The organism is Jiangella muralis (assembly GCF_001270745.1).
GTDB classification, from domain to species: domain Bacteria; phylum Actinomycetota; class Actinomycetes; order Jiangellales; family Jiangellaceae; genus Jiangella; species Jiangella muralis.
Genome location: NZ_LFXL01000025.1, coordinates 37,276 through 58,154 on the forward strand (window position 1 = coordinate 37,276; position 20,879 = coordinate 58,154).

Here is a 20,879-nt window from a genome sequence, read left to right on the forward strand (position 1 = left end):
CATGGCCGGCGCACTCGCCCTCCTGGGCACCCACCTCCCTGCCGCCGGGAAGCCGGCCACCGTGCCCGAGCGGGCCGCCGGCATGGGCGCGTCGTCGGTACAGGTGTTCCTCGGCAACCCGCGCGGCTGGGCGGCGACGCCCGGCGACCCGGCCACCGACGACGCCTTCCGCGCCGCCGCGGCCGAGCACGGCCTGACGGTCCTGGTGCACGCCGCGTACCTGGTCAACCTCGGCAGCCCGGTGCCCGAGACCGCGCGCCGCTCGGCCGCCGCGCTGGCGCACTCGCTGCGCCGGGCCCGCCAGGTCGGCGCCGCCGGCGTCGTCGTCCACACCGGCTCCTGCGTGACGGCGGGAAGCCGCGACGACGCGTTGCGGCAAGTCCGCGAGCTGCTGCTGCCGCTGCTGGACGAGCTCGACGGCGCCCCCGGCGGGCCGGAGCTGCTGCTGGAGCCGACCGCCGGCCAGGGCCAGTCGCTGTGCGCGACCATCGACGACCTCGAGCCGTACCTCGGCGCGCTCGACCACCATCCGCGGGCGCGCGTGTGCCTCGACACCTGTCACCTGTACGCGGCCGGTCACGACCTCGCGGCGCCGGGCGGCATGACGGCGATGCTGGACCGGTTCGCCGACGTCGCCGGCGCGGACCGGCTGGCGGCCGTCCACGCGAACGACTCGATGGACGGCTGCGGCTCGTTCCGCGACCGGCACCAGCGCATCGGCAAGGGACACATCGGCGCCGCCGCCTTCGGCGAACTGCTGCACCACAAATCGGTCGCCGGATTGCCGGTCGTGCTGGAGACGCCGGGCGGCCCACCGGCTTATGCCGAAGATCTTTCGATGCTGAAGGAATTACAACCGAGTTCCCAGAAATAGCAACATGAGAGGTCAAGTGACCTGATTGTGACCAACTGTCTTACTCCCCGGACAACCCTGTCGAACTAGGCTTTCGGTGCCCTAGTTTCGAGGCTGGGGACGAGGCGGGAGGTCGCGTCATGGTGGTCGTGATGTCGCCCGAAGCGACGCCGGAACAGGTCGACGCCGTCGTGGCACGGGTCCGCACCACGGGCGGCGAGGCGTTCGTCAGCCGCGGTGTCCGGCGCACCATCATCGGCCTCGTCGGCGACGTCGACGACTTCCGCGCCCTCAACCTGCGCAGCCTGCCCGGCGTGGCCGACGTCATCGCCATCTCCACGCCGTACAAGCTGGTCAGCGTCGACCACCAGCCGGCCCGCGGCACCGTCGTCGTGGGTAGCGGCACCGGTGCGCGTCCGGTCCTGATCGGCCCCGACACCTTCACGCTGATCGCCGGCCCGTGTGCTGTCGAGTCGCTGGAGCAGACGCTCGAGGCGGCCGAGATGGCCAAGGCGGCCGGCGCCACCATGCTGCGCGGCGGCGCGTTCAAGCCGCGCGCCGCGCCACGGGAGTTCCAGGGCCTGGGCAGGGTCGGCCTGCACATCCTGGCCGAGGTCCGCGAGGTCACCGGCCTGCCCGTCGTCACCGAGGTGATCGACCCCGCCGACGTCGATCTCGTCAGCGGGTACGCCGACATGCTGCAGGTCGGCGCGCGCAACATGCAGAACACCGCGCTGCTGCAGGCGGTCGGCCGGGCCGGCAAGCCGGTGCTGCTCAAGCGCGGCATCCAGGCCACCGTCGACGAGTGGCTCATGGCCGCCGAGTACGTCGCCCAGCGCGGCAACCTCGACATCGTGCTGTGCGAGCGCGGCATCCGCACGTTCGAGACCGCCACGGCGACGACGCTCGACATCGCGGCCATCCCGATCGTGCAGCGGCTCTCACACCTGCCGGTCATCGTCGACCCGTCCCACTCGGCCGCGCGGCGCGACCTCGTGCTGCCGCTGTCACGGGCGGCCATCGCGGTCGGCGCCGACGGCATCCTCGTCGACGTCCACCCCGATCCAGAGGCGGCGCTGTGCGACGGCCCGCAGTCGCTGGCCGGCGCCGACGTCCGCGAGCTGGCGTCGACGCTGCGGCGGCTCGTCCCCGCCTCGGGCCGCGTGCTGGGCGAGCCCTCCCCCGCGGTGATGTGAGTCAGCCGACCCGGGCGAGTTCCGGTTCGGGCGTGGCCGCCTGCTGCCGGCGGTGCGCGCGGATCGAGTAGGCCAGCGCGGCCGCCCACACCAGCACGACCACCACGTACACGACGGCGCGCACCCCGCCCGGCGCGTCGACCCAGTCGCTGCGCAGGATGGTGCGGCCGTTCGTCAGCACGATCATGCCGCCGACGGCCGAGCCGAGCACCCGCGGCGGGACGATGCGCACCAGCCATGCCGCGATCGGCGCGGCGAGCACGCCGCCGGCCAGCAGCACGCCGACCCACGCGAAGTCGATGTTCTCGGTGCCGAGGCCGATCAGGAAGCCCACGCTCGCCGCGACCGCGACGAGGAACTCGCTGGTGTCGATCGAGCCGATCACCTTCCGCGGCTCCATGCGGCCGCTGGCCAGGATCGCCGGGGTGCCGACCGGGCCCCAGCCACCGCCGCCGGTCGAGTCGACGAACCCGGCGACCAGCCCGAGCGGCGTGAGGAACCGGCGGCCGAGCGGCTTCGGGTCGCGGCGGACGGGCAGGCCGCGCAGCGTGAACCGCACCAGCAGGTAGACGCCGAGCGCCAGCAGGATCAGCGACATCACCGGCGCGGCGGCGTCGGTGGACAGGCTCGACAGGAACGTCGCGCCGGCGAACGCGCCGGCCGCGCCCGGCACCCCGATCTTCGCGACGACCTTCCAGTCGACGTTGCCGAACCGCCAGTGCGACATGCCGGAGACCAGCGTGGTGCCGATCTCGGCCAGGTGGACGGTGGCCGACGCGGCCGCGGGGTTCGCCGTCACGGCGAGCAGCAGCGTGCTGGAGGTGACGCCGTACGCCATGCCGAGGCTGCCGTCGACGAGCTGGGCGGCGAAACCGACCAAGCCCAGCAGGACGAGGGTACGCACCCGGCCGCCTCCCAACCACTTAACCCGTCAGAACTATAGGAATAGTTGCCTAGGTCGGGATTGTGGTCAACAGATGGACGCCAACGTCTCGCACTGCGGACGGCGGCGAGTGCGGCCAGGAGGCGTGACCGTCAGGTGCGGAGCAGGCCGGCCAGCACGCCGGCCGCTCGCTTGGCGTCCTCGGCGCTGACGTCGAGGTGGGTGATGAGCCGCACGAGCCCGGGGCCGACGGTGCCCGTCAACACGCCCGCCTCCGCGGCCGCCGCCACCAGGCCGGCCGCACGCTCCCCCACGTCGAGGATGACAACGTTGGTCTCGACCGCCGAAGGGTCCACGGCCGCCGGATCGACGTCGGCCACCGCCTCGGCGATGAGGCGGGCGTTCGCGTGGTCGTCGGCGAGGCGGTCGACGTGGTGGTCGAGGGCGTAACTGCCCGCGGCCGCGAGCACGCCGGCCTGCCGCCAGCCGGCGCCGAGCCGCTTGCGCCACACCCGCGCCTCCGCGATCGCCGCGGCCGGGCCCACCAGCACCGAGCCCACCGGCGCGCCCAGGCCCTTGGACAGGCAGACCGCGACGGTGTCGAAGAGGCGGCCGTAGTCGGCCAGCGGCACGCCGGTCGCGACGTGCGCGTTCCAGAGCCGGGCGCCGTCGAGGTGCAGTCGCACGCCGACCGGCGACACCAGCTCGCGCAGCGCCCGCAGCGAGTCCAGCGGCTGCACCGTGCCGCCGGCGAAGTTGTGCGTGTTCTCGACCGCGACCGCCGCCGTCGACACCAGGTACGGTCCGGCGTCGGGGGTCATGAGGCGGCGGACGGCGGCGAGGTCGACGTGGCCGCGGGGGTCGGACCAGGTGCGCGTCGTGACGCCCTGCGTGACGGCGTGGGCGCCCAACTCGGCGCGGACGACGTGCGCCCGCTCCTCGCACAGCAACTCCTGCCCCGGCGCGACCAGCGACCGCACCCCCAGCACGTTCGCCAGTGACCCGCTGACGGTGAACAGGCCGGCCTCGTGGCCGAGCAGCCCGGCGACCCGCTCCTCGAGCGCGCGCACGGTCGGGTCCTCTCCGTAGACGTCGTCGCCGGTGTCGGCGGTCGACATCGCGGCCAGCATGGCGGCGGTGGGCCGGGTGACGGTGTCGCTGCGCAGGTCGATCACGCCCCACACTCTAGGTCGACTCGGCGCATGGGCGGCAGACGTGCCGATGGGCCGGGTGCTGCCGAGCCGGCCATGATCATCCACCTTTTCGGCTGCCATAGCACCTCAAAGGTTGGATGATCATGGTGGATGTCATGCTCGGGGACGCGCGGCCCCGGTTCCCACGATGCGGATGGCCGGTTGCTTTCCCACAAGGCTCGTAGGAAATTGGGTGACGTGCCCAGGCTGCTGCTCACCCAGCGACGCGCCGTCGATCTGATGCGCGTCGCCAGCCAGCTCTGTCACTGACTCCCGCACCCCCGCACGTCGTTCGCCCCATCCCCCGGGAGTCACCCATGTCCCTGTCGCATCCCGCCGACACCGGCGAGGCGCCGATCGCCCTCGCGCAGCCGGGGTTCCACCTCGACCACGCCGCCCGGATCGCCGTGGTCGACGGGTGGGCCGTTGCGCTGACGTTCCGCGAGTTCGAGCTGCTCGCGTACCTGATCGAGAACCAGCGCCGCGCCATCACCCGGCCCGAGCTGCTCGGCCAGGTCTGGCCGCTGGGCACGCAGGCCGGCAGCCGCACCGTCGACGTTCACATCAGGCGGTTGCGGGTGAAGCTGGGCCGGCACGGGCGGCGGATCCGCACGCTCCGCGGCCACGGCTACCGACTGGACTGACCACTATCTGAGCGAATCTCGCTCGACATACGAGACTCATCCTATTGTCTACTAATCCACCGTGATTACTATGATCCATCCGATCCGAGGGGGCACCACACTCATGTACACCCGTACCAGAGCAGCAGTGACCACGTTCGTCCTGGTCGGCGGCCTGGCGCTGGCGGCCTGCGGGGGCGACGACGCCGGCGCCGCGTCCGGCGGCGGCGAGGAGACGACGCTGTCGATCGTGGGCTTCGCGGTCCCCGAGGCGGCCAACGTCGCGATCGCCGAGGAGTGGAGCCAGACCGACGAGGGCGCCGGCGTGCGCTTCCGCAGCTCCTACGGCGCGTCCGGCGACCAGAGCCGGGCGGTCGAGTCCGGGCTCGAGGCCGACTACGTCCACTTCTCCGTCAGCAGCGACGTCACCCGGCTGGTGGACGCCGGCCTGGTGGACGAGACCTGGGACGACGGCCCGACGAAGGGCGTGGTGTCGTCGTCGGTGGTCGTGCTGGCGGTCCGGCCCGGCAACCCGGAGAACATCCAGGACTGGGACGACATCGTCAAGCCGGGCATCGAGATCGTCACGCCGAACCCGGCGTCGTCCGGCGCGGCCCGCTGGAACGCGCTGGCCGCCTGGGGCCACGTCGCGGCGAACGGCGGCACCGACGCCGAGGCCGAGGAGTTCGTCCGCCAGCTGTTCGCCAACGTCGTCGCGCTGCCCAACAGCGGCCGCGACGCCACCACCAGTTTCCTCGGCGGCACCGGCGACGTGCTGCTGGCCTACGAGAACGAGGCGATCCTCGCCACCCAGAACGGCGAGGAGCTGGACTGGGTGCTGCCCGAGACCACGATCCTCATCGAGAACCCGGGCGCGGTGCTCAGCGACGCCGACCCGAAGGCGCAGGAGTGGCTCGACTTCGTGCTCAGCGAGGACGGCCAGCGCCAGTTCGCGCTGAAGGGCTTCCGGCCGGTCATCGACGGCGTCGACACCAGCGGCGTCGAGGGCGCGCTGGACCCGGACGACCCGTTCCCGGCGCCAGCGCACCTGCTCACCGTCGAGAACGACTTCGAGAGCTGGAGCGCGCTGTCGGACAAGTTCTTCGCCGAGGACGGCGGCATCATCACCGGGATCATCGCCGAGTCCGGAAAGGCGCAGTGAGCTCAGTGCGGCTCACCCGCGGGTCCGGGCTGGGGCTGGGCGTCGCCCTGCTCTGGTTCAGCCTGCTGGTGCTGATCCCGCTGGCGGCGGTCGTCGCGACGGCCGCAGCCGGCGGGTGGGACGGGTTCTGGCAGGCGGTGACGAACGAGCAGACGGCGGCCGCGATCCGGCTCACGGTCGGGACGGCGCTGCTGGTCACCGTCGTGAACGTGGTGATGGGGACGCTGATCGCGTGGGTCCTGGTGCGCGACCGGTTCCCCGGGCAGCGGGCGCTCGAGGTACTGATCGACGTGCCGTTCGCGCTGCCGACGATCGTCGCCGGGCTGGTGCTGCTGTCGCTGTACGGGCCGGACAGCCCGCTCGGCCTCGACGTCGCCAACACCCGGGCCGCGGTGTTCCTGGCCTTCCTGTTCGTGACGCTGCCGTTCGTCGTCCGGACGGTGCAGCCGGTGCTGGCCGAGCTGGACCGGGAGGTCGAGGAGGCGGCGGCGTCGCTGGGCGCGTCGCGGCTCGCGACGTTCCGCCGGATCATCCTGCCGGCGCTGGCCCCGGCGATCGCGGCCGGCGCGGCGCTCTCGTTCGCCCGCGGCGTCAGCGAGTACGGCTCGCTGGTGCTGCTGTCGGGCAACCTGCCGCTGCGGACGGAGGTGACGTCGGTGCGCATCCTCAGCAGCATCGAGAACGACAACCTGGGCAACGCGGCGGCGGTGGCGACGGTGCTGCTGGCGATCTCGTTCGCGGTGATCGTGGCGCTCGACGTCATCCAGCGTCGGGTGGGCCGCCGTGGGTAGGGGCCGCGGGCCCGGCCGGTGGGTGGCCCGCGCGATCGTGACGGCGTACCTGGTGCTGCTGGTCGCGTGGCCGCTGTGGCTGGTCGCGCAGCACACCATCGCCGACGGCCTCGACGGCCTGCGCGGCATCGTCGACGACCCGGACGTCGTGCACGCGCTGCGGCTCACCGTCGTCGTCGCGGTCGTCTCGGTCGTGCTGAACACGGTGTTCGGGGTCGGCATCTCGCTGCTCGTCGTGCGCTACGCGTTCCCCGGGAAGCGGCTGCTGAACGCGCTGCTGGACGTGCCGCTGTCGGTGTCGCCGATCGTGGTCGGGCTGGCGCTGGTGCTGGTCTACGGCGGGCGGTCCGGCTGGTTCGGCCCGGCGCTGGAGTCCGCCGGCCTGCAGGTGATCTTCTCGACGCCCGGCATCATCCTGGCGACGACGTTCGTCGCGCTGCCGCTGGTCATCCGCGAGGTCGTGCCCGTCCTGGAGGAGATCGGCACCGAGCAGGAGCAGGCGGCACAGAGCCTCGGCGCGACGGCGGCACAGACGTTTCGCCGCATCACGCTGCCGGCCATCCGCTGGGGCGTCACCTACGGCGTGGTGCTCAGCCTGGCGCGGTCGCTGGGCGAGTTCGGCGCCGTCAAGGTCGTCTCCGGCAACGTCCTCGGCGAGACCCGCACCGCGACCCTCGTCGTCGAGGAGAAGTACCTGAACTTCGACCAGGGCGGCGCCTACGCCACCGCGTTCCTGCTCGCGCTGGTCGCCGTCGCCTGCATCGTCGTCGTCTCGATCATCCGGCCGAAGGAGGGACCCCGATGAGCATCGAGGTCACCGGCGTGTCCAAGCGCTTCGGCGACTTCGTCGCGCTCCAGGACGTGTCCGTCAGCATCCCGTCCGGGCAGCTCACCGCGCTGCTCGGCCCGTCGGGCGGCGGCAAGTCGACGCTGCTGCGGATCATCGCCGGGCTGGAGTACGCCGACGCCGGCACCGTCGGTATCGAGGGCCTGGACGCCACCGCGCTGCCCGCCCGCAAGCGCGGCGTCGGCTTCGTCTTCCAGCACTACGCCGCGTTCAAGCACCTCACCGTGCGGCGCAACATCGCGTTCGGGCTGGAGATCCGCAAGCGTCCGAAGGACGAGATCCGCCGCCGGGTGGACGAGCTGCTCGCGCTGGTGCACCTGGAGCAGTTCGCCGAGCGGCTGCCGGCGCAGCTGTCCGGCGGCCAGCGGCAGCGGATGGCGCTGGCCCGCGCGCTCGCCGTCGAGCCGAAGGTGCTGCTGCTGGACGAGCCGTTCGGCGCGCTGGACGCGAAGGTCCGCAAGGAGCTGCGCGAATGGCTGCGCCGGCTGCACGACGAGGTGCACGTCACCACGGTCTTCGTCACGCACGACCAGGAAGAGGCGCTGGAGGTGGCGGACGAGATCGTCGTGGTCAACGAGGGCCGGGTGGAGCAGATCGGCACTCCGGACCAGCTCTACGACGAGCCGGCCAACGATTTCGTCATGCGCTTCCTCGGCCCGGTGACGCAGCTGGGCGACCTGCTGGTCCGTCCGCACGACGTCGCGCTGTCGCCGGGCGCGGACGACCCGGACGCCGTGGCCGGGCGGGTCGCGCGGGTGGTGCGGGTCGGGTTCGAGGTGCGGGTCGAGGTCAGCACCGGCGAGCAGGTCGTGCTGGCCACGCTGACCCGGACGGAGTTCCTGCGTCTGGGCGTCGGCGTCGGGGCGACGGTGTCCGTGCGGGTGGTGCCCGGCGCTCCCGTCGTCGCGGTGCCGGGTTCTGTCGTTCGATCGGGTCTGGAGGTTCCCGCAAGATGAGCATCGTGACAGTGGTCGGCAATCCGCGGCCGGGGTCGCGCACGCTGGGCGTGGCGACGGCGCTGACGGCGGCCGTGGCCGCGCGCTCCGGCGTCGCGGAGGGGCCGGTGCACGACCTCGCCGGGTTCGGCGGGCAGTGGCTCGGCCCGCTCTCCCCCGACGGCGAGCAGGCGCTGGCCGCCGCGGCGGAGGCGTCGGTGCTGGTCGTGGCCACGCCGACGTACAAGGCCAGCTACACCGGGCTGCTCAAAGCGTTCCTCGACCGGCTGCCCGGCGGCGCGCTGCGCGGAACGGTCGCCGTGCCGGTGACGGTGGCCGCGGCGCCCACCCACCGGTTCGTCGCCGACCTGCAGCTGCGCCCCGTCCTCGCCGAGCTGGGCGCCAGCCTGCCGGTGCCGTCGTTCGTGGTGGAGGAGCGGGAACTGCCCGACCTGCTGGCGCTGGCCGGGCGCTGGGCCACCGACCACGGCCCCGTCCTCACCGCGACGGCGGGCGCGCTGGCCGCGGCCGCGGCGGCCTGACGGCGGCGAGTCCGAGGCCGGCGAGCGCGTCGGCGCCGGACGCGTCGGCGCCGGCCAGCAGCAGCGTCCTGGCTCGCTGGTAGGGGCAGCCGGCGTCCTCGAACGCGGCGGCCGTCGAGAGCAGGCGGTCGCGGTCGTCGTCGAGCAGCGCGAACGCACGCTCGACGATGGCGCCGGCGACGGGGTTGCCGTCGACGACCGGCCGGGCGGCCGCGAGCCGTCCGGCCGCGCCGGGGTGATCGGCCAGGACGGCGGCCTCGGCTGCCAGCGCGACGTGCCAGTGCAGCAGGATCCCGGTGCGCCACGGCGCCGGCCCGTCGTCGCCGTCGTCGAGTCCGTTCAGAGCCTCGGCCGCCCGTCCCTGGTGCAGCAGCGCGATGGCGTCGAGGGTGGGGCTGTAGCCGGCCCGGTCGGCAGGGCCGACGCCCAGCTGGTCGAGGATCGCGAGCCAGTCGGCCCGGGCGGCGTCGTCACCGCGCAGGCCATGGACCATCGCGACCGCCGCGGCGACCGGTCCGAAGCCGCGGGACGGCGGGCGGCCCGCCTGGGTCCAGGAGTCGACGAACCGGCCGCTGGCGGCGATGACGTCGGTGGCGTGGCCCGCGAGCGCGTCGGCCACGATCAGCTGTGAGGTGGCGAGATGCCCGACCTCGGCCAACGGCGGCAGGTCGCGCAGCCGCCGCCCCCACCGTCGCGCGGCCGGCAGGTCACCGACGCCGATGCCGGCCGCCGTGGCGATGAACAGGGCGTCGATCAGCTCGTCGGCGCTGTCCGGGGTGAGCGGCACGGTGTCGAGCAGGTCGACGCGGCGGCGCGCGGTGGCAGCGGCGGCGAAGGTGTCGCCGGCCCGCCGCCGCGCCGCGGTCAGCGCCTGGAGGGCGGCGCACTCCGCCAGCGGGTCGTCGAGCCGGGCGGCCAGTTCGACGGCCTGCTCGGCGCGGGCGGTCAGCTCCGCCGCCGACGTCGCCGGACCGGCCGGCCCGGCGGGACCGTCGGGGCCGGCGAAGAACGCGTAGCCGAGGGCGACGCAGTCGGCCAGCGCCACCGCCGCCCGGGCCGCCGGGTCGGCGCCGGCCAGTTCGCGCACCCGGGCCAGCAGGCCGGCCGGCTCGTCGCGCGGCGGCGGCTCGGCGAACGTCCCGGCCTTGCGGACGTAGGTAGTGACCGCCGTGGCGAGGTCGTGGGCGGCGCCGGCGTGGTCGCCGGCCCGCAGGGCGGCGTCGGCGGCGGCCTGCCAGAGCCGGTAGGCGTCTGCGCCGCGCATGCGGCACGCGGCGACGTTGGCGGCCCGCCGCAACGCGGTGGCCGCCGCCGCCGGGTCGTCGGCGAGGGCGGCCGCCTGTTCGTAGCGCTGCTGAGACTCGCCGGCCAGGTTGCGGGTGAACGTCAGGCCCGCCAGCGCCAGCGCGAGCCGGTGGGCGTCGGCGCGGTGTCCGGGCCGGCCGGCCGCCCAGCCGAGCGCGGCGCGCAGGTCGTCGGCGACCGCGTCGAACCCGGCCCGCCAGGCGCCGCTACTGGGCGACGGATCGCCCAACTCGGCGGCCATCGTCAGGCACCAGCCCAGCTGCCGGGCCCGGGTCGCGTCGTCCTCGCCGGCCGCGGCGAGCCGTTCGGCGCCGTACTGCCGGATGGTCTCGGCCGCCCGGTAGCGGGTGACTCCGGCCGCCGCCGCGACGCTCAGCAGGTGCTGGTCGGCGAGCCGGGCCAGCCCGTCGACGACCTCGCCGGGCGCCGGCGGAGCGAACCCGGCCACCGTCTCGGCGTCCGCGGCGGTGAACGGCGAGACGAACACCGAGACCCGGCGCAGCAGCGCCAGGTCGCGCTCGGCCAGCAGCGCCTGGCTCCAGTCCAGGACGGCCCGCACCGAGCGGTGGCGGTCGTCGGCCCGGTAGCCGCCGACCAGGAGCCGCAGGTGGTCGGAGAGCCCCGCGACCAGCCCGTCGAAGCCCAGCGCGGGCAGGCGGGCGGCGGCCAGCTCGATGGCCAGGGCCACCCCGTCCAGCTTGCGGCACACGTCGGCGACCTGGTCCAGGTCGGCCGCCTCGACGGTCCAGCCGACGGCCGCGGCACGGTCGGCGAACAGGGCGACGGCGTCGGAGTCACCGTCCAGGGACAGCGGCGGCACCGAGTAGACCCGTTCGAACGGCACCGACAGCCGGGCCCGGCTGGTGGTCAGCACGTGCACCGACGGGCAGCGCGCCAGTAGCCGCTCGACGAACGGGGCCACGCCGCCGGGCAGGTGCTCGCAGTTGTCCAGCACCAGCAGGGCGCGCCGGTCGGCCAGGGCGGCCGTCACCGAGTCGTCGATGCCGCGGCCCTGCTGCTCGCCGACGCCGAGCGCGGCCGCCACCGCGGACCCGACCATCGAGGGGTCGGTGACCGGCACGAGGTCGACGAACCACACGCCGTCGGCGAAGTCGCCGGCCAGGTCGGCGGCGACGGCCAGCGCCAGCCGGGTCTTGCCGACACCGCCCGGGCCGACGGCGCTGACCTGACGATGCGCGCCGACGGCCGCGCGCAGCTCACGGCGTTCCCCGGCCCGGCCGATGAACGGGTTCAGCGGCGCCGGGAGCCCGGCCAGCGCCTGGCTGGTGCGTTCGGTGTGGGCGGCCTCGGCCGCGATTCCCGCGAGTGCGCGACGATCGGGCGCCCCGAGCTTGCGCAGCAGCGACGACACGTGGGTCTCGACCGTGCGCACCGAGATGACCAGCTGCGCGGCGATCTCGGCGTTGCTGCGGTGGTCGCCGACCAGGGCCAGGACCTCGGCCTCGCGAGCCGAGATCGCCATGGTGGTCGCCCGCTTCGACACCTCGCCCAGTATTCCGTACGAGCTACGTGACACGACCCGTGCTCGGCACGGATGCGGGCGCGCCGGGCACGGCGAGAGGCTGGTTCAGCAGGTACGTTCCACCGAGGAGGCCGCCGTGAGCCACGGCATCAAGACCATCATCGTCCCGGTCCGCGACCTGGGCCGGGCGCGGGCGCTCTACGGCAGCGTCCTGGGCGTGCGGCCCTACGCCGACGAGCCCTACTACGTCGGGTTCCGGGTCGGCGACCAGGAGATCGGGCTGGACCCGAACGGTCACGGCCACGGCATGACCGGCCCCGTCGGCTACTGCCACGTGGGCGACGCCGCCGCGGCCCTGCGCCGAGCCGTCGAGGCGGGCTGGCGCACCCGTCAGGACGTCAAGGACGTCGGCGCCGGGCAGCTGGCCGCCGTCGTCGAGGACCCGAGTGGCAACCTGCTCGGCTTCCTCCAGCGCTGATCACCCGAACCCCGCAACCGAAGGGAACCCCATCATGACCACCATCGATCACCTCACCCTCGAGGTGGCCGACCCCGCGGCCGCCGCCGGCTTCTACACCGACGTTCTCGGCCTGGGCGAGCGGGTCCGGGTGCGGCCCGCGGGCGCGCCGGCGACCGGCTTCAGCGGCTTTACGCTGTCGCTCGTCGCGTCCCAGCCGAGCACCGTCGACGCGCTCGTCGCCGCCGCCGTCGAGGCCGGCGCCACCGTGCTGAAACCGGCCTCGAAGTCACTGTGGGGCTACGGCGGAGTCGTCGCGCCCCCGGACGGGACGATCGTGACGTTCGCGTCGACGTCGAAGAAGGACACCGGCCCGGCCACCAGGCAGGTCGACGACCTCGTCCTCCAACTGGGCGTCGACGACGTGGCCGCGAGCAAGCAGTTCTACGCGGACCGCGGCCTCACCGTCGCGAAGAGCTTCGGCCGGAAGTACGTCGAGTTCGACACCGGCGCCGTCACGCTGACCCTCAACCGGCGCAAGTCCCTCGCCAAGGTCGCCGGCGTCGACCCGGACGGCTCCGGAGCGCACGGCGTCGTCATCGCCGGCGCGGACGGCGCGTTCACCGACCCGGACGGGTTCGTCTGGGAACAGAGCTAGTTCGGGGACTCGAGCAGCTCGGCGACGAGGAAGGCCAGTTCCAGCGACTGGGTGCGGTTCAGCCGCGGGTCACAGACGGTCTCGTAGCGGCTGCCCAGGCCGTCCTCGGCGATGGGGTCGCCGCCGCCGACGCACTCGGTGACGTCGTCGCCGGTCAGCTCGACGTGGATGCCGCCGGGGTGGGTGCCCAGCGCCCGGTGCACCTCGAAGAAGCCGCGTACCTCGTCGACGACGTCGTCGAAGCGGCGGGTCTTGTGGCCGCTGGCCGCCTCGTAGGTGTTGCCGTGCATCGGGTCGCAGATCCAGGACGCGACCAGGCCGTCGGCGGTCGCCTTCTGGACCAGCGCCGGCAGCGCGTCGCGGATCTTCCCGGCGCCCATGCGGGTGACGAAGGTCAGACGGCCGGGCTCGCGTTCGGGGTCCAGCTTGTTGGCCAGCGCGAGCAGGTCGTCGGGCGTCGTCGTCGGCCCGACCTTGACGCCGATGGGGTTGCGGATGCGGGCCGCGAACTCCAGGTGAGCGCCGTCGAGCTGGCGGGTCCGCTCGCCGATCCACACGTAGTGCCCGGACACGTCGTACGGCGCGCCGGTGCGGGAGTCGACGCGGGTCAGCGCCAGCTCGTAGTCGAGCAGCAGCGCCTCGTGGCTGGAGTACAGCTCGACGGTGCGCAGCTGGTCGGCGTCGATCTCGATGGCCCGCATGAACGACAGCGCCTGCTCCAGCCGCCCGGCCAGCCGCTCGTAGCGCTGCCCGGCCGGCGACGTGCGGACGAAGTCGGTGTTCCAGGCGTGCACCTGGTGCAGGTCGGCGAACCCGCCGCCGACGAAGCCGCGGGTGAGGTTCAGCGTGGCCGCCGACGCGTGGTACGCCCGGACCATGCGGTGCGGGTCGGGCTCGCGGGCGTCGGGCGTGAACTCGAAGTCGTTGACGATGTCGCCGCGGAAGGCGGGCAGCGTGACGCCGTTGCGGGTCTCGGTGGACTTCGACCGCGGCTTGGCGTACTGGCCGGCCAGCCGGGCGATCTTCACGACCGGGACGCTGGCGGCGTAGGTGAGCACGACCGCCATCTGCAGCAGCGTCTTCAGCTTGTTGCGCACGTTGTCGGCGCTGACCCCGGCGAACGTCTCGGCGCAGTCGCCGCCCTGCAGGACGAACGCTTCACCGCGGGAGACGGCGGCCAGCCGCTCGCGCAGCACGTCGCACTCGCCGGCGAACACCAGCGGCGGCATGGCGCGCAGCTGCGCGACGGCGTCCTGGACGGCGGCGGGGTCGGGCCACTCGGGCTGCTGGCCGGCCGGCAGCGCGCCGACGGCCTCCGTCAGCTCGGTGTACAGCGCAAGGTCCTCCGGAGAGTTCACGTGTTACAGGGTAGGCCGCGGCGTGTTCCGGCGGCCGCGGACGCCCACACCCCGGACAGCCCGCCGTAACGGCGCGCGCGCCGAATGTAGGGTGTCAGGCGATCCGTCCCTCCCGACAGAAGGTCACCTCACATGCCCGAGAGCACACCGGTGCGCAAGGTCGCGATGCTCACGGCCGGCGGCCTGGCCCCGTGCCTGTCGTCGGCCGTCGGCGGCCTGATCGAGCGGTACACCGAGATCGCGCCCGAGGTCGAGGTCATCGCCTACCTCGACGGCTACGCGGGCCTGCTGACCGGCCGCTCCATCACCGTCTCGCCCGAGATGCGGGCCACGGCGTCGCGGCTGCACCGGTTCGGCGGCTCCCCCATCGGCAACAGCCGGGTCAAGCTCACCAACGTCGCCGACTGCGTCAAGCGCGGGCTGGTCCAGGAGGGCCAGGACCCGCTGCACGTGGCCGCCGAGCAGCTCACCCGCGACGGCGTCGACGTGCTGCACACCATCGGCGGCGACGACACCAACACCACGGCCGCCGACCTCGCCGCTTACCTCGCGACCAACGACTACGAGCTGACCGTCGTCGGGCTGCCGAAGACCGTCGACAACGACATCGTGCCGGTGCGGCAGAGCCTGGGCGCCTGGACGGCCGCCGAGCAGGGCTCGATCTACGCCCGCAACATCATCGCCGAGCATTCGTCCAACCCGCGCATGCTGATCGTGCACGAGGTCATGGGCCGGCACTGCGGCTGGCTGACGGCGGCGACGGCGCGCGTCTACCGCAAGTGGCTGGCCGCGCAGGAGTGGGCGCCCGAGCTGGGCGTCGACCCGCGCCGCTGGGACGTCCACGCCGTGTACCTGCCGGAGCAGAAGCTCGACCTCGACGCCGAGGCCGGCCGGCTGCGCTCGCTGATGGACGAGCTGGGCTGCGTCAACATCTTCCTGTCCGAGGGCGCCGGTGTCGACGCCATCGTCGGCGAGCTCGAGGCGGCCGGCGAGGAGGTCCCGCGCGACCCGTTCGGCCACGTCAAGATCGACAAGATCAACCCCGGCGCCTGGTTCGCGAAGCAGTTCGCCGCCCGCGTCGGCGCCGAGAAGGTCATGGTGCAGAAGAGCGGCTACTTCAGCCGGTCCGCCGCGGCCAACTCCGACGACCTGCGGCTGATCAAGAGCTGCACCGACCTCGCCGTCGAGTGCGCGCTGCGGCACGAGGGCGGGCTGATCGGGCACGACGAGGAGCGCGGCGGCCGGCTGCGCGCCATCGAGTTCGACCGCATCAAGGGCGGCAAGGAGTTCGATCCGTCCACGCCCTGGTTCGCCGACCTGATCGGGGCGATCGGGCAGCCGGCCTGACTTCCCCCGCGACGGCGACAGCCGGAGCCGAGGCACGTCCTCGGTTCCGGCCGGACGTCGAGGGCCTGCGCGCCGTCGCGGTGCTGCTCGTGCTCGCCTACCACGCGGGCCTGCCGCTGGTCAGCGGCGGGTTCGTCGGCGTGGACGTGTTCTTCGTCATCTCCGGGTTCCTCATCACCGGGCTGATCCTGCGCGAGGTCGAATCGACCGGGCGGCTGCGGCTGGGCCGCTTCTACGCCCGCCGGATCCGCCGGCTGCTCCCCGCGACGGCGGTCGTGCTGGCCGCGACGGCCGGGCTGACGATCCTGCTGCTGCCGCCGCTGCGCTGGCCGTCGGTGGCCGGCGACATCGCGGCGTCGGCGACGTACGTGGTGAACTGGGGCCTGGCCGCGAACTCGGTCGACTACCTGGCCGCGGGCGACGCGCCCAGCCCCGTGCAGCACTTCTGGTCGCTGGCCGTCGAGGAGCAGTTCTACGTCGTCTGGCCACTGCTGATCATCGCGCTGGTGTGGTGGCGGCGGCGCCGCCGCGGCGGATCGGTGCGGCGGACGCTGCTGGCCGGGCTCGCGGTGGTCGCGGTCCCGTCGTTCGCGTGGTCGGTGCACCTGACGGCGGCGGCGCCCGGCGCGGCGTACTTCGTGTCGACGACGCGGGCGTGGGAGCTGGCGGCAGGTGCGGCGGTGGCGATCGGCGCGCGGCGGCTGGAGCGGCTGCCGGCGTGGGCGTCCGGCGCGCTGGCCGGCGGCGGGCTCGCGGCCGTCGGCTGGGCGGCGCTGAGCTACGACGCGGCGACGGCGTTCCCGGGCGTGGCGGCGCTGGTGCCGGTGCTCGGGACGGCAGCGGTGATCGCGGCGGGCGTGGCGAGCGTGCGTACGGTGCCGGGGCGTGTTCTCGGGAGCGCACCGATGCGGTGGGTGGGCGGGCTGTCGTACTCGCTGTACCTGTGGCACTGGCCGCTGCTGCTGACCGCCGGCGCGGTGTGGGGCGCGCTGTCGCCGCAGCAGGGCACGCTGGTGGTGCTGGCCGCGTTCGTGCCGGCCTGGCTCACGCACCGGCTGGTCGAGGCGCCGATCCATCACGCCCGTGTGCTCGCCGTCCGGCCGCGGCGGGCGTTCGCCGTCGGGGTGGCGGCGACGGCGACGGCGCTGCTGGCCGCGCTGGTCACCGTCAAGGCGGTCCCGGAGTACGCGACCGCCGACGCCGCGCCCGGCGCCGCCGTCCTCGCACCCGACCCGGCCGGCGACCCCGACGGCGTCCCCGTCGACCAGGTGCCCGCGATGACGCCGGACCCGATCGACGTCCCCGAGGACAACCCGGACATCTATCCCGATGGCTGCCAGCAGAACGCCGAGGACGCCGACCTCGCCAGTTGCGCGTATGGCGACCTCGACGCCGGCCGCGTCATCGCGCTGGCCGGCGACTCGCACGCGGCGCAATGGCAGCCCGCGCTGGACGTGCTGGGCGAGCGGTACGGCTGGCGGATCGAGACCTACACGAAGTCGTCCTGCGGGTTCTTCTCCGTCGAGGTCACGACGGCGGCCGGCGCGCCGTACACGTCCTGCCGAGACTGGAACGAGGCGCTGCTGGACCGCCTGACCGGGCCGGACCGGCCGGACCTCGTGGTGACGTCGGGCAGCAACTCCTACCGGGTGTGGGAGGACGGCCGCGAGCTGGACGACGACGCCAGCGCCGACCGGCTGGCCGACGGGCTGCGCGACAGCTGGCAGGCGGTGCGCGACGCCGGGGTGGAGCTGGTCGTGCTGGAGAACACGCCGTGGCTCGAGCAGGACCCGGCCGAATGCGTCAGCGCGAAGCCGGACCGCCTCACCGAGTGCGCCCAGCCGCGCGCCGACGCCGTCGAGAAGGCCGGCGACGAACAGCGGGTCGCCGCCGGTCAGCTGGGCAACGTCGACGTCGTCGACCTCAACCGGGCCATCTGCCCGACCGACGAGTGCCCCGCGGTCATCGGCAACGTGGTGGTCTGGCGCGACGACCACCACCTCACCGCGACGTACGCGCGCAGCCTCACATCGCACCTGGACCCGCAGCTGCGCCCGTACCTCGCCCCGGTCCGCCGGTCAGCCGCCTAGGAATGCCTCCAGCAGCGGGCCGGCGGTGCGCGAGCCGGACTCGCCGTCCTCGACGAACGCCGCGACGGCGAGGTCGCCCTGGGTGGCGATCATCCAGGCATGCAGGCGGATCTCACCGTCGGCGTCGTACTCCGCGGTGCCGGTCTTCGCGCCGACGGGGTCGCCGGGGACGTCGCCGAGGAAGGCGCCGCTGCCGTCCTCGACCACGGCGCGCATGAGGTCCTGCAGGACGGCCGCCTCGTCGGCAGTCAGCGTGCTCTCGGGCGCCGCGGCGGCCGGGTCGACCAGCGTCGGCGCCACGGTGTGCCCGGCGGCGACCGAGGCGGCCACCGTCGCCATGGCCAGCGGCGACGCCAGCACCTCGCCCTGGCCGATCATCGACGCGGCGTGCGCGGTGCCGTCGGCCTCGGCCGGGACGGCGCCGAGGAAGGCCGGCGCGCCGGCCTGGTACTCGGCGCCGAGCCCCAGCGACGCCGCGGCCTGCGCCAGCGCGGCCTGGTCGGCGACGCCGTTCTGGCTGATGAAGGCCGTGTTGCAGGAGTTCGCGACGGCCTGGCGCAGGGTGATGTCGCCGATGGCGCCGGACGGGTAGTCGTCGTAGTTCTCGAACGCGCGGCCGTCGACGGTGACCGTCGGGGTGCACGGCACGGTCGACTCGGCGGTCAGCCCGGCGCGCAGCAGCGCCAGCGACGTCACCACCTTGAAGGTCGAGCCGGGCGCGTACTGCCCGACCGTCGCCGTCGAGTAGCCCTCGCCGCCCGGCCCGCTGGCGGCGGCCACGACGGCGCCGGTGGACGGCTGGATCGCGACGATGGCGCTGGCCGGGCCGACGTCGGCGAGGATGCTCTCGGCGCGGGTCTGCAGGTCGATGTCGAGCGTCGTCGCCAGCGGGGTGCCGGCCACCGGCTCGCGCTCGAACAGCACCTCCGGCTCGGCCGGCGCGGGCTCCTCGGCCTCGGCCGACGGGGACGCGCTGGGGTCGGTCGTGGCATCGGCGGACGGCTCCGGCGGCACCAGCTCGACGACGATCCCGGGCGTGCCGCCGAGCTGCGCGTCGTACTGCTCCTGGAGCCCGGACAGCCCCACGATGTCGCCGGCCTCGATGCGGTCGGAGGCCTCGACCTGCTCGGCCGTCGCCTCACCGACGGTGCCGAGGATCGGCCGGGCGAAGTCGCGGGTCGGGGCCAGCGCACGGGTGTCCTCGATGGCGGCGGCGCCCTCGATGGCCGCGATCTGGTCCAGCAGCGGTGCGGCGTCGCCCTCGCGCAGCGTGATGGCCTCGACGAACGCACGCTCCCCCGCGTTCTGCACACGCTCGGTGAAGCCGGCCGGGTCGACGCCCGCCAACTCGGCCAGCGACGCCGCGGAAGCGGGCGCCAGCGCGGCGTCGACCTGGGTCTTGTCGATGCCGACCCGGTAGACCGGGCGCTCAGTGACGACGACCTCGCCGCCCGCGCCCAGGATGTCCGCGCGCTGGGCCTGGCTCCGGGACAGGTCGAGGGTGGCGCCCTCGGTGAGCTGCGGGTGCAGGATGGCCGGCGACCAGTCGACGGTCCAGCCTGCCTCGGTGTCCTCGGCGACGCGCAGGGTCGCGGTGGTCTGATACGTCCAGTCGAACTGATCCGGCGAGCCGTCGGCGGGCGTCTCGGCCGGGGTGGTGGCCGCTTCCGTGGGAGGCGCGGACCCCGTCGGCGCCTTGCCTGGCGCGCTGAGCCGGTCGAAGTCCCAGGCGATGTCGATCGTCACCTCACGGGTGTTCTCGTCGACCTCGGTGATCTCGTCGAACCCGATCCGGTACATCAGGTCGCCCATGCCCGCTTTGATCGCCTCGACGGCGGCCGCAGCGGCCTCGGGGGTGGTGTTGCCGAGCGGGACATCGGTGAAGTCACCGTTGACGAGCGCGCCGGCCAACGCCTCGGCGACCGGTGTGGCGTCGGGCGGGTCGTCGCCGCTGCACCCCGCCGCCGTCGCCACCAACACGCCCCCGGCCACCAGCGCGAACGCCCTGTTCGTCCCGATCATCGCTCCCCGTTCCTGCCCCGTCGTCCGACACACCCGAGGGTGTGTCTCCCGGGCGACACACCATAGCGCCAATGCACGTTCGCCCCGCGCTCACCGAAGGCCGTTCCCGCCGCTGGAGGTCTGCCGTCACATCCGACTGCAGACCCCCATCGCGATGGAGGTCTGCAGTCACATCCGACGGCAGAGCTCCAGCGTGCCGAACGACCATCAGCCGAGCCGCCGCACCACCAGCCGGGCCACGTCGGCCAGGGCGGCGTCGACGCGCGGGGCGTCACGTTCCGCGCGGCGGCTCATCGCAACCATGACGATCGGCTGGCCGGCCGGGTTCCACGCCACCCCGGCGTCGTTGTTGCTGCCGTAGTCGCCGGCGCCGGTCTTGTCGGCCAGCCGCCAGCCGTCCGGCAGCACGTCGCGGAAGCGCGGACCGGACGTCGTGTTCGCCAGCATCCAGTCGCGCAGCCGCCGCCGGTCGCCGGATCGCAGCAGGTCGCCGACGAGCAGGCCGGCGAACGTGCGGGCCAGTGCCGCCGGCGTCGAAGTGTCGCGGACATCGCCCGGCTCGGCCGAGTTCAGCTCGATCTCCCAGCGGTCCAGCCGGGTCGCGTCGTCGCCGATCGACCGGGCGAACGCGGTCAGCCCGCGCGGCCCGCCGAGCTCGCGCAGCAGCAGGTTCCCGGCGGCGTTGTCGCTGTAGCGGATCGCGGCGTCACACAGCTCCGCGACGGTCATGCCGGTGTCGACGTGCTCGGCCGTGATCAGCGAGTTCGGCACGATGTCGGCCGGCGGGTACCAGACGCGGTGCTCCAGCCGGGACACGTCGAGGTCGCGCAGGACGGCGGCCGCGGCGATCGACTTGAACACCGACAGGATCGGGAACCGGTCGCCGGGCCGGTGCGCGAGCCGGGCGCCGGTCGCGAGGTTCGTGGCGCTGACGCCGAGCGTGACGTCGTAGGCGCGCTCCAGCTCGCGGACCGCCGGGTCCAGACCGGAGCCGGACGCACCGGCGCTGCCGGTGCCGAGCAGGCCGGCCGACGCGGCCAGCGGGACGGCCAGGCCGGCCCGCAGAACGGTGCGGCGGCTGAGCGGACGGGTCATCGGTTCCTCCTCGGGCGGTACGGCCAACGCCGCCACCGT

18 protein-coding genes are annotated in these 20,879 nt (G+C 73.9%); 12 read left to right on the forward strand and 6 right to left on the reverse strand.

The window, feature by feature from the left end:
• The first annotated feature begins 1 nt into the window (after nt 1).
• Both ACW62_RS20405 and aroF read left to right on the forward strand, forming a co-directional pair.
• A complete protein-coding gene (locus ACW62_RS20405; protein WP_053205971.1) occupies nt 2-874 on the forward strand; it encodes a deoxyribonuclease IV in 873 nt (290 codons plus the stop codon).
• Between the two features lie 119 nt (nt 875-993).
• The gene (gene aroF / locus ACW62_RS20410; protein ID WP_053205972.1) at nt 994-2,049 is read left to right on the forward strand and encodes a 3-deoxy-7-phosphoheptulonate synthase; all 1,056 of its coding nucleotides are present in this window, start codon (nt 994-996) and stop codon (nt 2,047-2,049) included.
• A gap of 1 nt (nt 2,050) precedes the next feature.
• On the opposite strand, the gene ACW62_RS20415 is transcribed toward aroF, so the two are convergent.
• Together ACW62_RS20415 and ACW62_RS20420 are read right to left on the reverse strand one after the other, a co-directional pair.
• A complete protein-coding gene (locus ACW62_RS20415) occupies nt 2,051-2,953 on the reverse strand; it encodes a sulfite exporter TauE/SafE family protein (protein WP_053205973.1) in 903 nt (300 codons plus the stop codon).
• A gap of 131 nt (nt 2,954-3,084) precedes the next feature.
• On the reverse strand, nt 3,085-4,107 hold the full coding sequence (locus tag ACW62_RS20420; RefSeq protein ID WP_053206132.1) for a threonine aldolase family protein: 1,023 nt from the start codon (nt 4,105-4,107) through the stop codon (nt 3,085-3,087).
• Nucleotides 4,108-4,442: 335 nt separating this feature from the next.
• Here ACW62_RS20420 and ACW62_RS20425 point away from each other — a divergent pair, with 335 nt between their 5' ends.
• From ACW62_RS20425 to ACW62_RS20450, 6 genes are all read left to right on the forward strand, one after another.
• Nucleotides 4,443-4,769, forward strand: coding sequence for a winged helix-turn-helix domain-containing protein (locus tag ACW62_RS20425; protein WP_053205974.1), 327 nt, complete (start codon nt 4,443-4,445; stop codon nt 4,767-4,769).
• A gap of 127 nt (nt 4,770-4,896) precedes the next feature.
• Complete coding sequence (locus ACW62_RS20430; RefSeq protein WP_205629494.1) at nt 4,897-5,910, forward strand: sulfate ABC transporter substrate-binding protein; 1,014 nt, start codon at nt 4,897-4,899, stop codon at nt 5,908-5,910.
• A gap of 5 nt (nt 5,911-5,915) precedes the next feature.
• Nucleotides 5,916-6,701, forward strand: coding sequence for a sulfate ABC transporter permease subunit CysT (gene cysT / locus ACW62_RS20435; RefSeq protein WP_205629495.1), 786 nt, complete (start codon nt 5,916-5,918; stop codon nt 6,699-6,701).
• Nucleotides 6,694-7,506, forward strand: a complete 813-nt coding sequence (locus tag ACW62_RS20440; RefSeq protein ID WP_053205977.1) for a sulfate ABC transporter permease — start codon at nt 6,694-6,696, stop codon at nt 7,504-7,506. The genes cysT and ACW62_RS20440 overlap by 8 nt, the downstream gene beginning before the upstream one ends.
• Nucleotides 7,503-8,504 carry a sulfate/molybdate ABC transporter ATP-binding protein gene (locus tag ACW62_RS20445; RefSeq protein WP_053205978.1) on the forward strand — a complete coding sequence of 334 codons (1,002 nt, stop codon included), beginning with the start codon at nt 7,503-7,505 and terminating at the stop codon, nt 8,502-8,504. The genes ACW62_RS20440 and ACW62_RS20445 overlap by 4 nt, the downstream gene beginning before the upstream one ends.
• Nucleotides 8,501-9,025 carry an NAD(P)H-dependent oxidoreductase gene (locus tag ACW62_RS20450; RefSeq protein ID WP_053205979.1) on the forward strand — a complete coding sequence of 175 codons (525 nt, stop codon included), beginning with the start codon at nt 8,501-8,503 and terminating at the stop codon, nt 9,023-9,025. Before ACW62_RS20445 ends, ACW62_RS20450 begins: the two co-directional genes overlap by 4 nt.
• Here the strand turns inward: ACW62_RS20450 and ACW62_RS20455 are convergent.
• The gene (locus tag ACW62_RS20455) at nt 8,982-11,813 is read right to left on the reverse strand and encodes an ATP-binding protein (RefSeq protein ID WP_053206133.1); all 2,832 of its coding nucleotides are present in this window, start codon (nt 11,811-11,813) and stop codon (nt 8,982-8,984) included. The genes ACW62_RS20450 and ACW62_RS20455 overlap by 44 nt on opposite strands.
• Before the next feature lie 136 nt (nt 11,814-11,949).
• On the opposite strand from ACW62_RS20455, the gene ACW62_RS20460 reads away from it, so the two are divergent.
• Nucleotides 11,950-12,291, forward strand: a complete 342-nt coding sequence (locus ACW62_RS20460; RefSeq protein ID WP_053205980.1) for a VOC family protein — start codon at nt 11,950-11,952, stop codon at nt 12,289-12,291.
• A 34-nt stretch (nt 12,292-12,325) separates the two neighbouring features.
• Nucleotides 12,326-12,928, forward strand: a complete 603-nt coding sequence (locus ACW62_RS20465; protein ID WP_053205981.1) for a VOC family protein — start codon at nt 12,326-12,328, stop codon at nt 12,926-12,928.
• Here the strand turns inward: ACW62_RS20465 and ACW62_RS20470 are convergent.
• The gene (locus ACW62_RS20470) at nt 12,925-14,286 is read right to left on the reverse strand and encodes a class II 3-deoxy-7-phosphoheptulonate synthase (protein WP_240477356.1); all 1,362 of its coding nucleotides are present in this window, start codon (nt 14,284-14,286) and stop codon (nt 12,925-12,927) included. The two genes, ACW62_RS20465 and ACW62_RS20470, sit on opposite strands and share 4 nt — an antisense overlap.
• A gap of 132 nt (nt 14,287-14,418) precedes the next feature.
• Between ACW62_RS20470 and ACW62_RS20475 the strand changes: the two genes are divergently transcribed.
• Together ACW62_RS20475 and ACW62_RS20480 are read left to right on the forward strand one after the other, a co-directional pair.
• Nucleotides 14,419-15,633 (forward strand): pyrophosphate--fructose-6-phosphate 1-phosphotransferase, encoded by a 1,215-nt coding sequence (locus tag ACW62_RS20475; protein ID WP_053205982.1) that lies wholly within the window; start codon nt 14,419-14,421, stop codon nt 15,631-15,633.
• A 65-nt stretch (nt 15,634-15,698) separates the two neighbouring features.
• Nucleotides 15,699-17,723, forward strand: a complete 2,025-nt coding sequence (locus tag ACW62_RS20480; RefSeq protein WP_338033140.1) for an acyltransferase family protein — start codon at nt 15,699-15,701, stop codon at nt 17,721-17,723.
• Here the strand turns inward: ACW62_RS20480 and ACW62_RS20485 are convergent.
• Both ACW62_RS20485 and bla read right to left on the reverse strand, forming a co-directional pair.
• Nucleotides 17,712-19,745, reverse strand: coding sequence for a penicillin-binding transpeptidase domain-containing protein (locus ACW62_RS20485; RefSeq protein ID WP_083459980.1), 2,034 nt, complete (start codon nt 19,743-19,745; stop codon nt 17,712-17,714). The genes ACW62_RS20480 and ACW62_RS20485 overlap by 12 nt on opposite strands.
• Before the next feature lie 207 nt (nt 19,746-19,952).
• A complete protein-coding gene (gene bla / locus ACW62_RS20490; RefSeq protein ID WP_053205984.1) occupies nt 19,953-20,840 on the reverse strand; it encodes a class A beta-lactamase in 888 nt (295 codons plus the stop codon).
• Nucleotides 20,841-20,879: the final 39 nt, after the last annotated feature.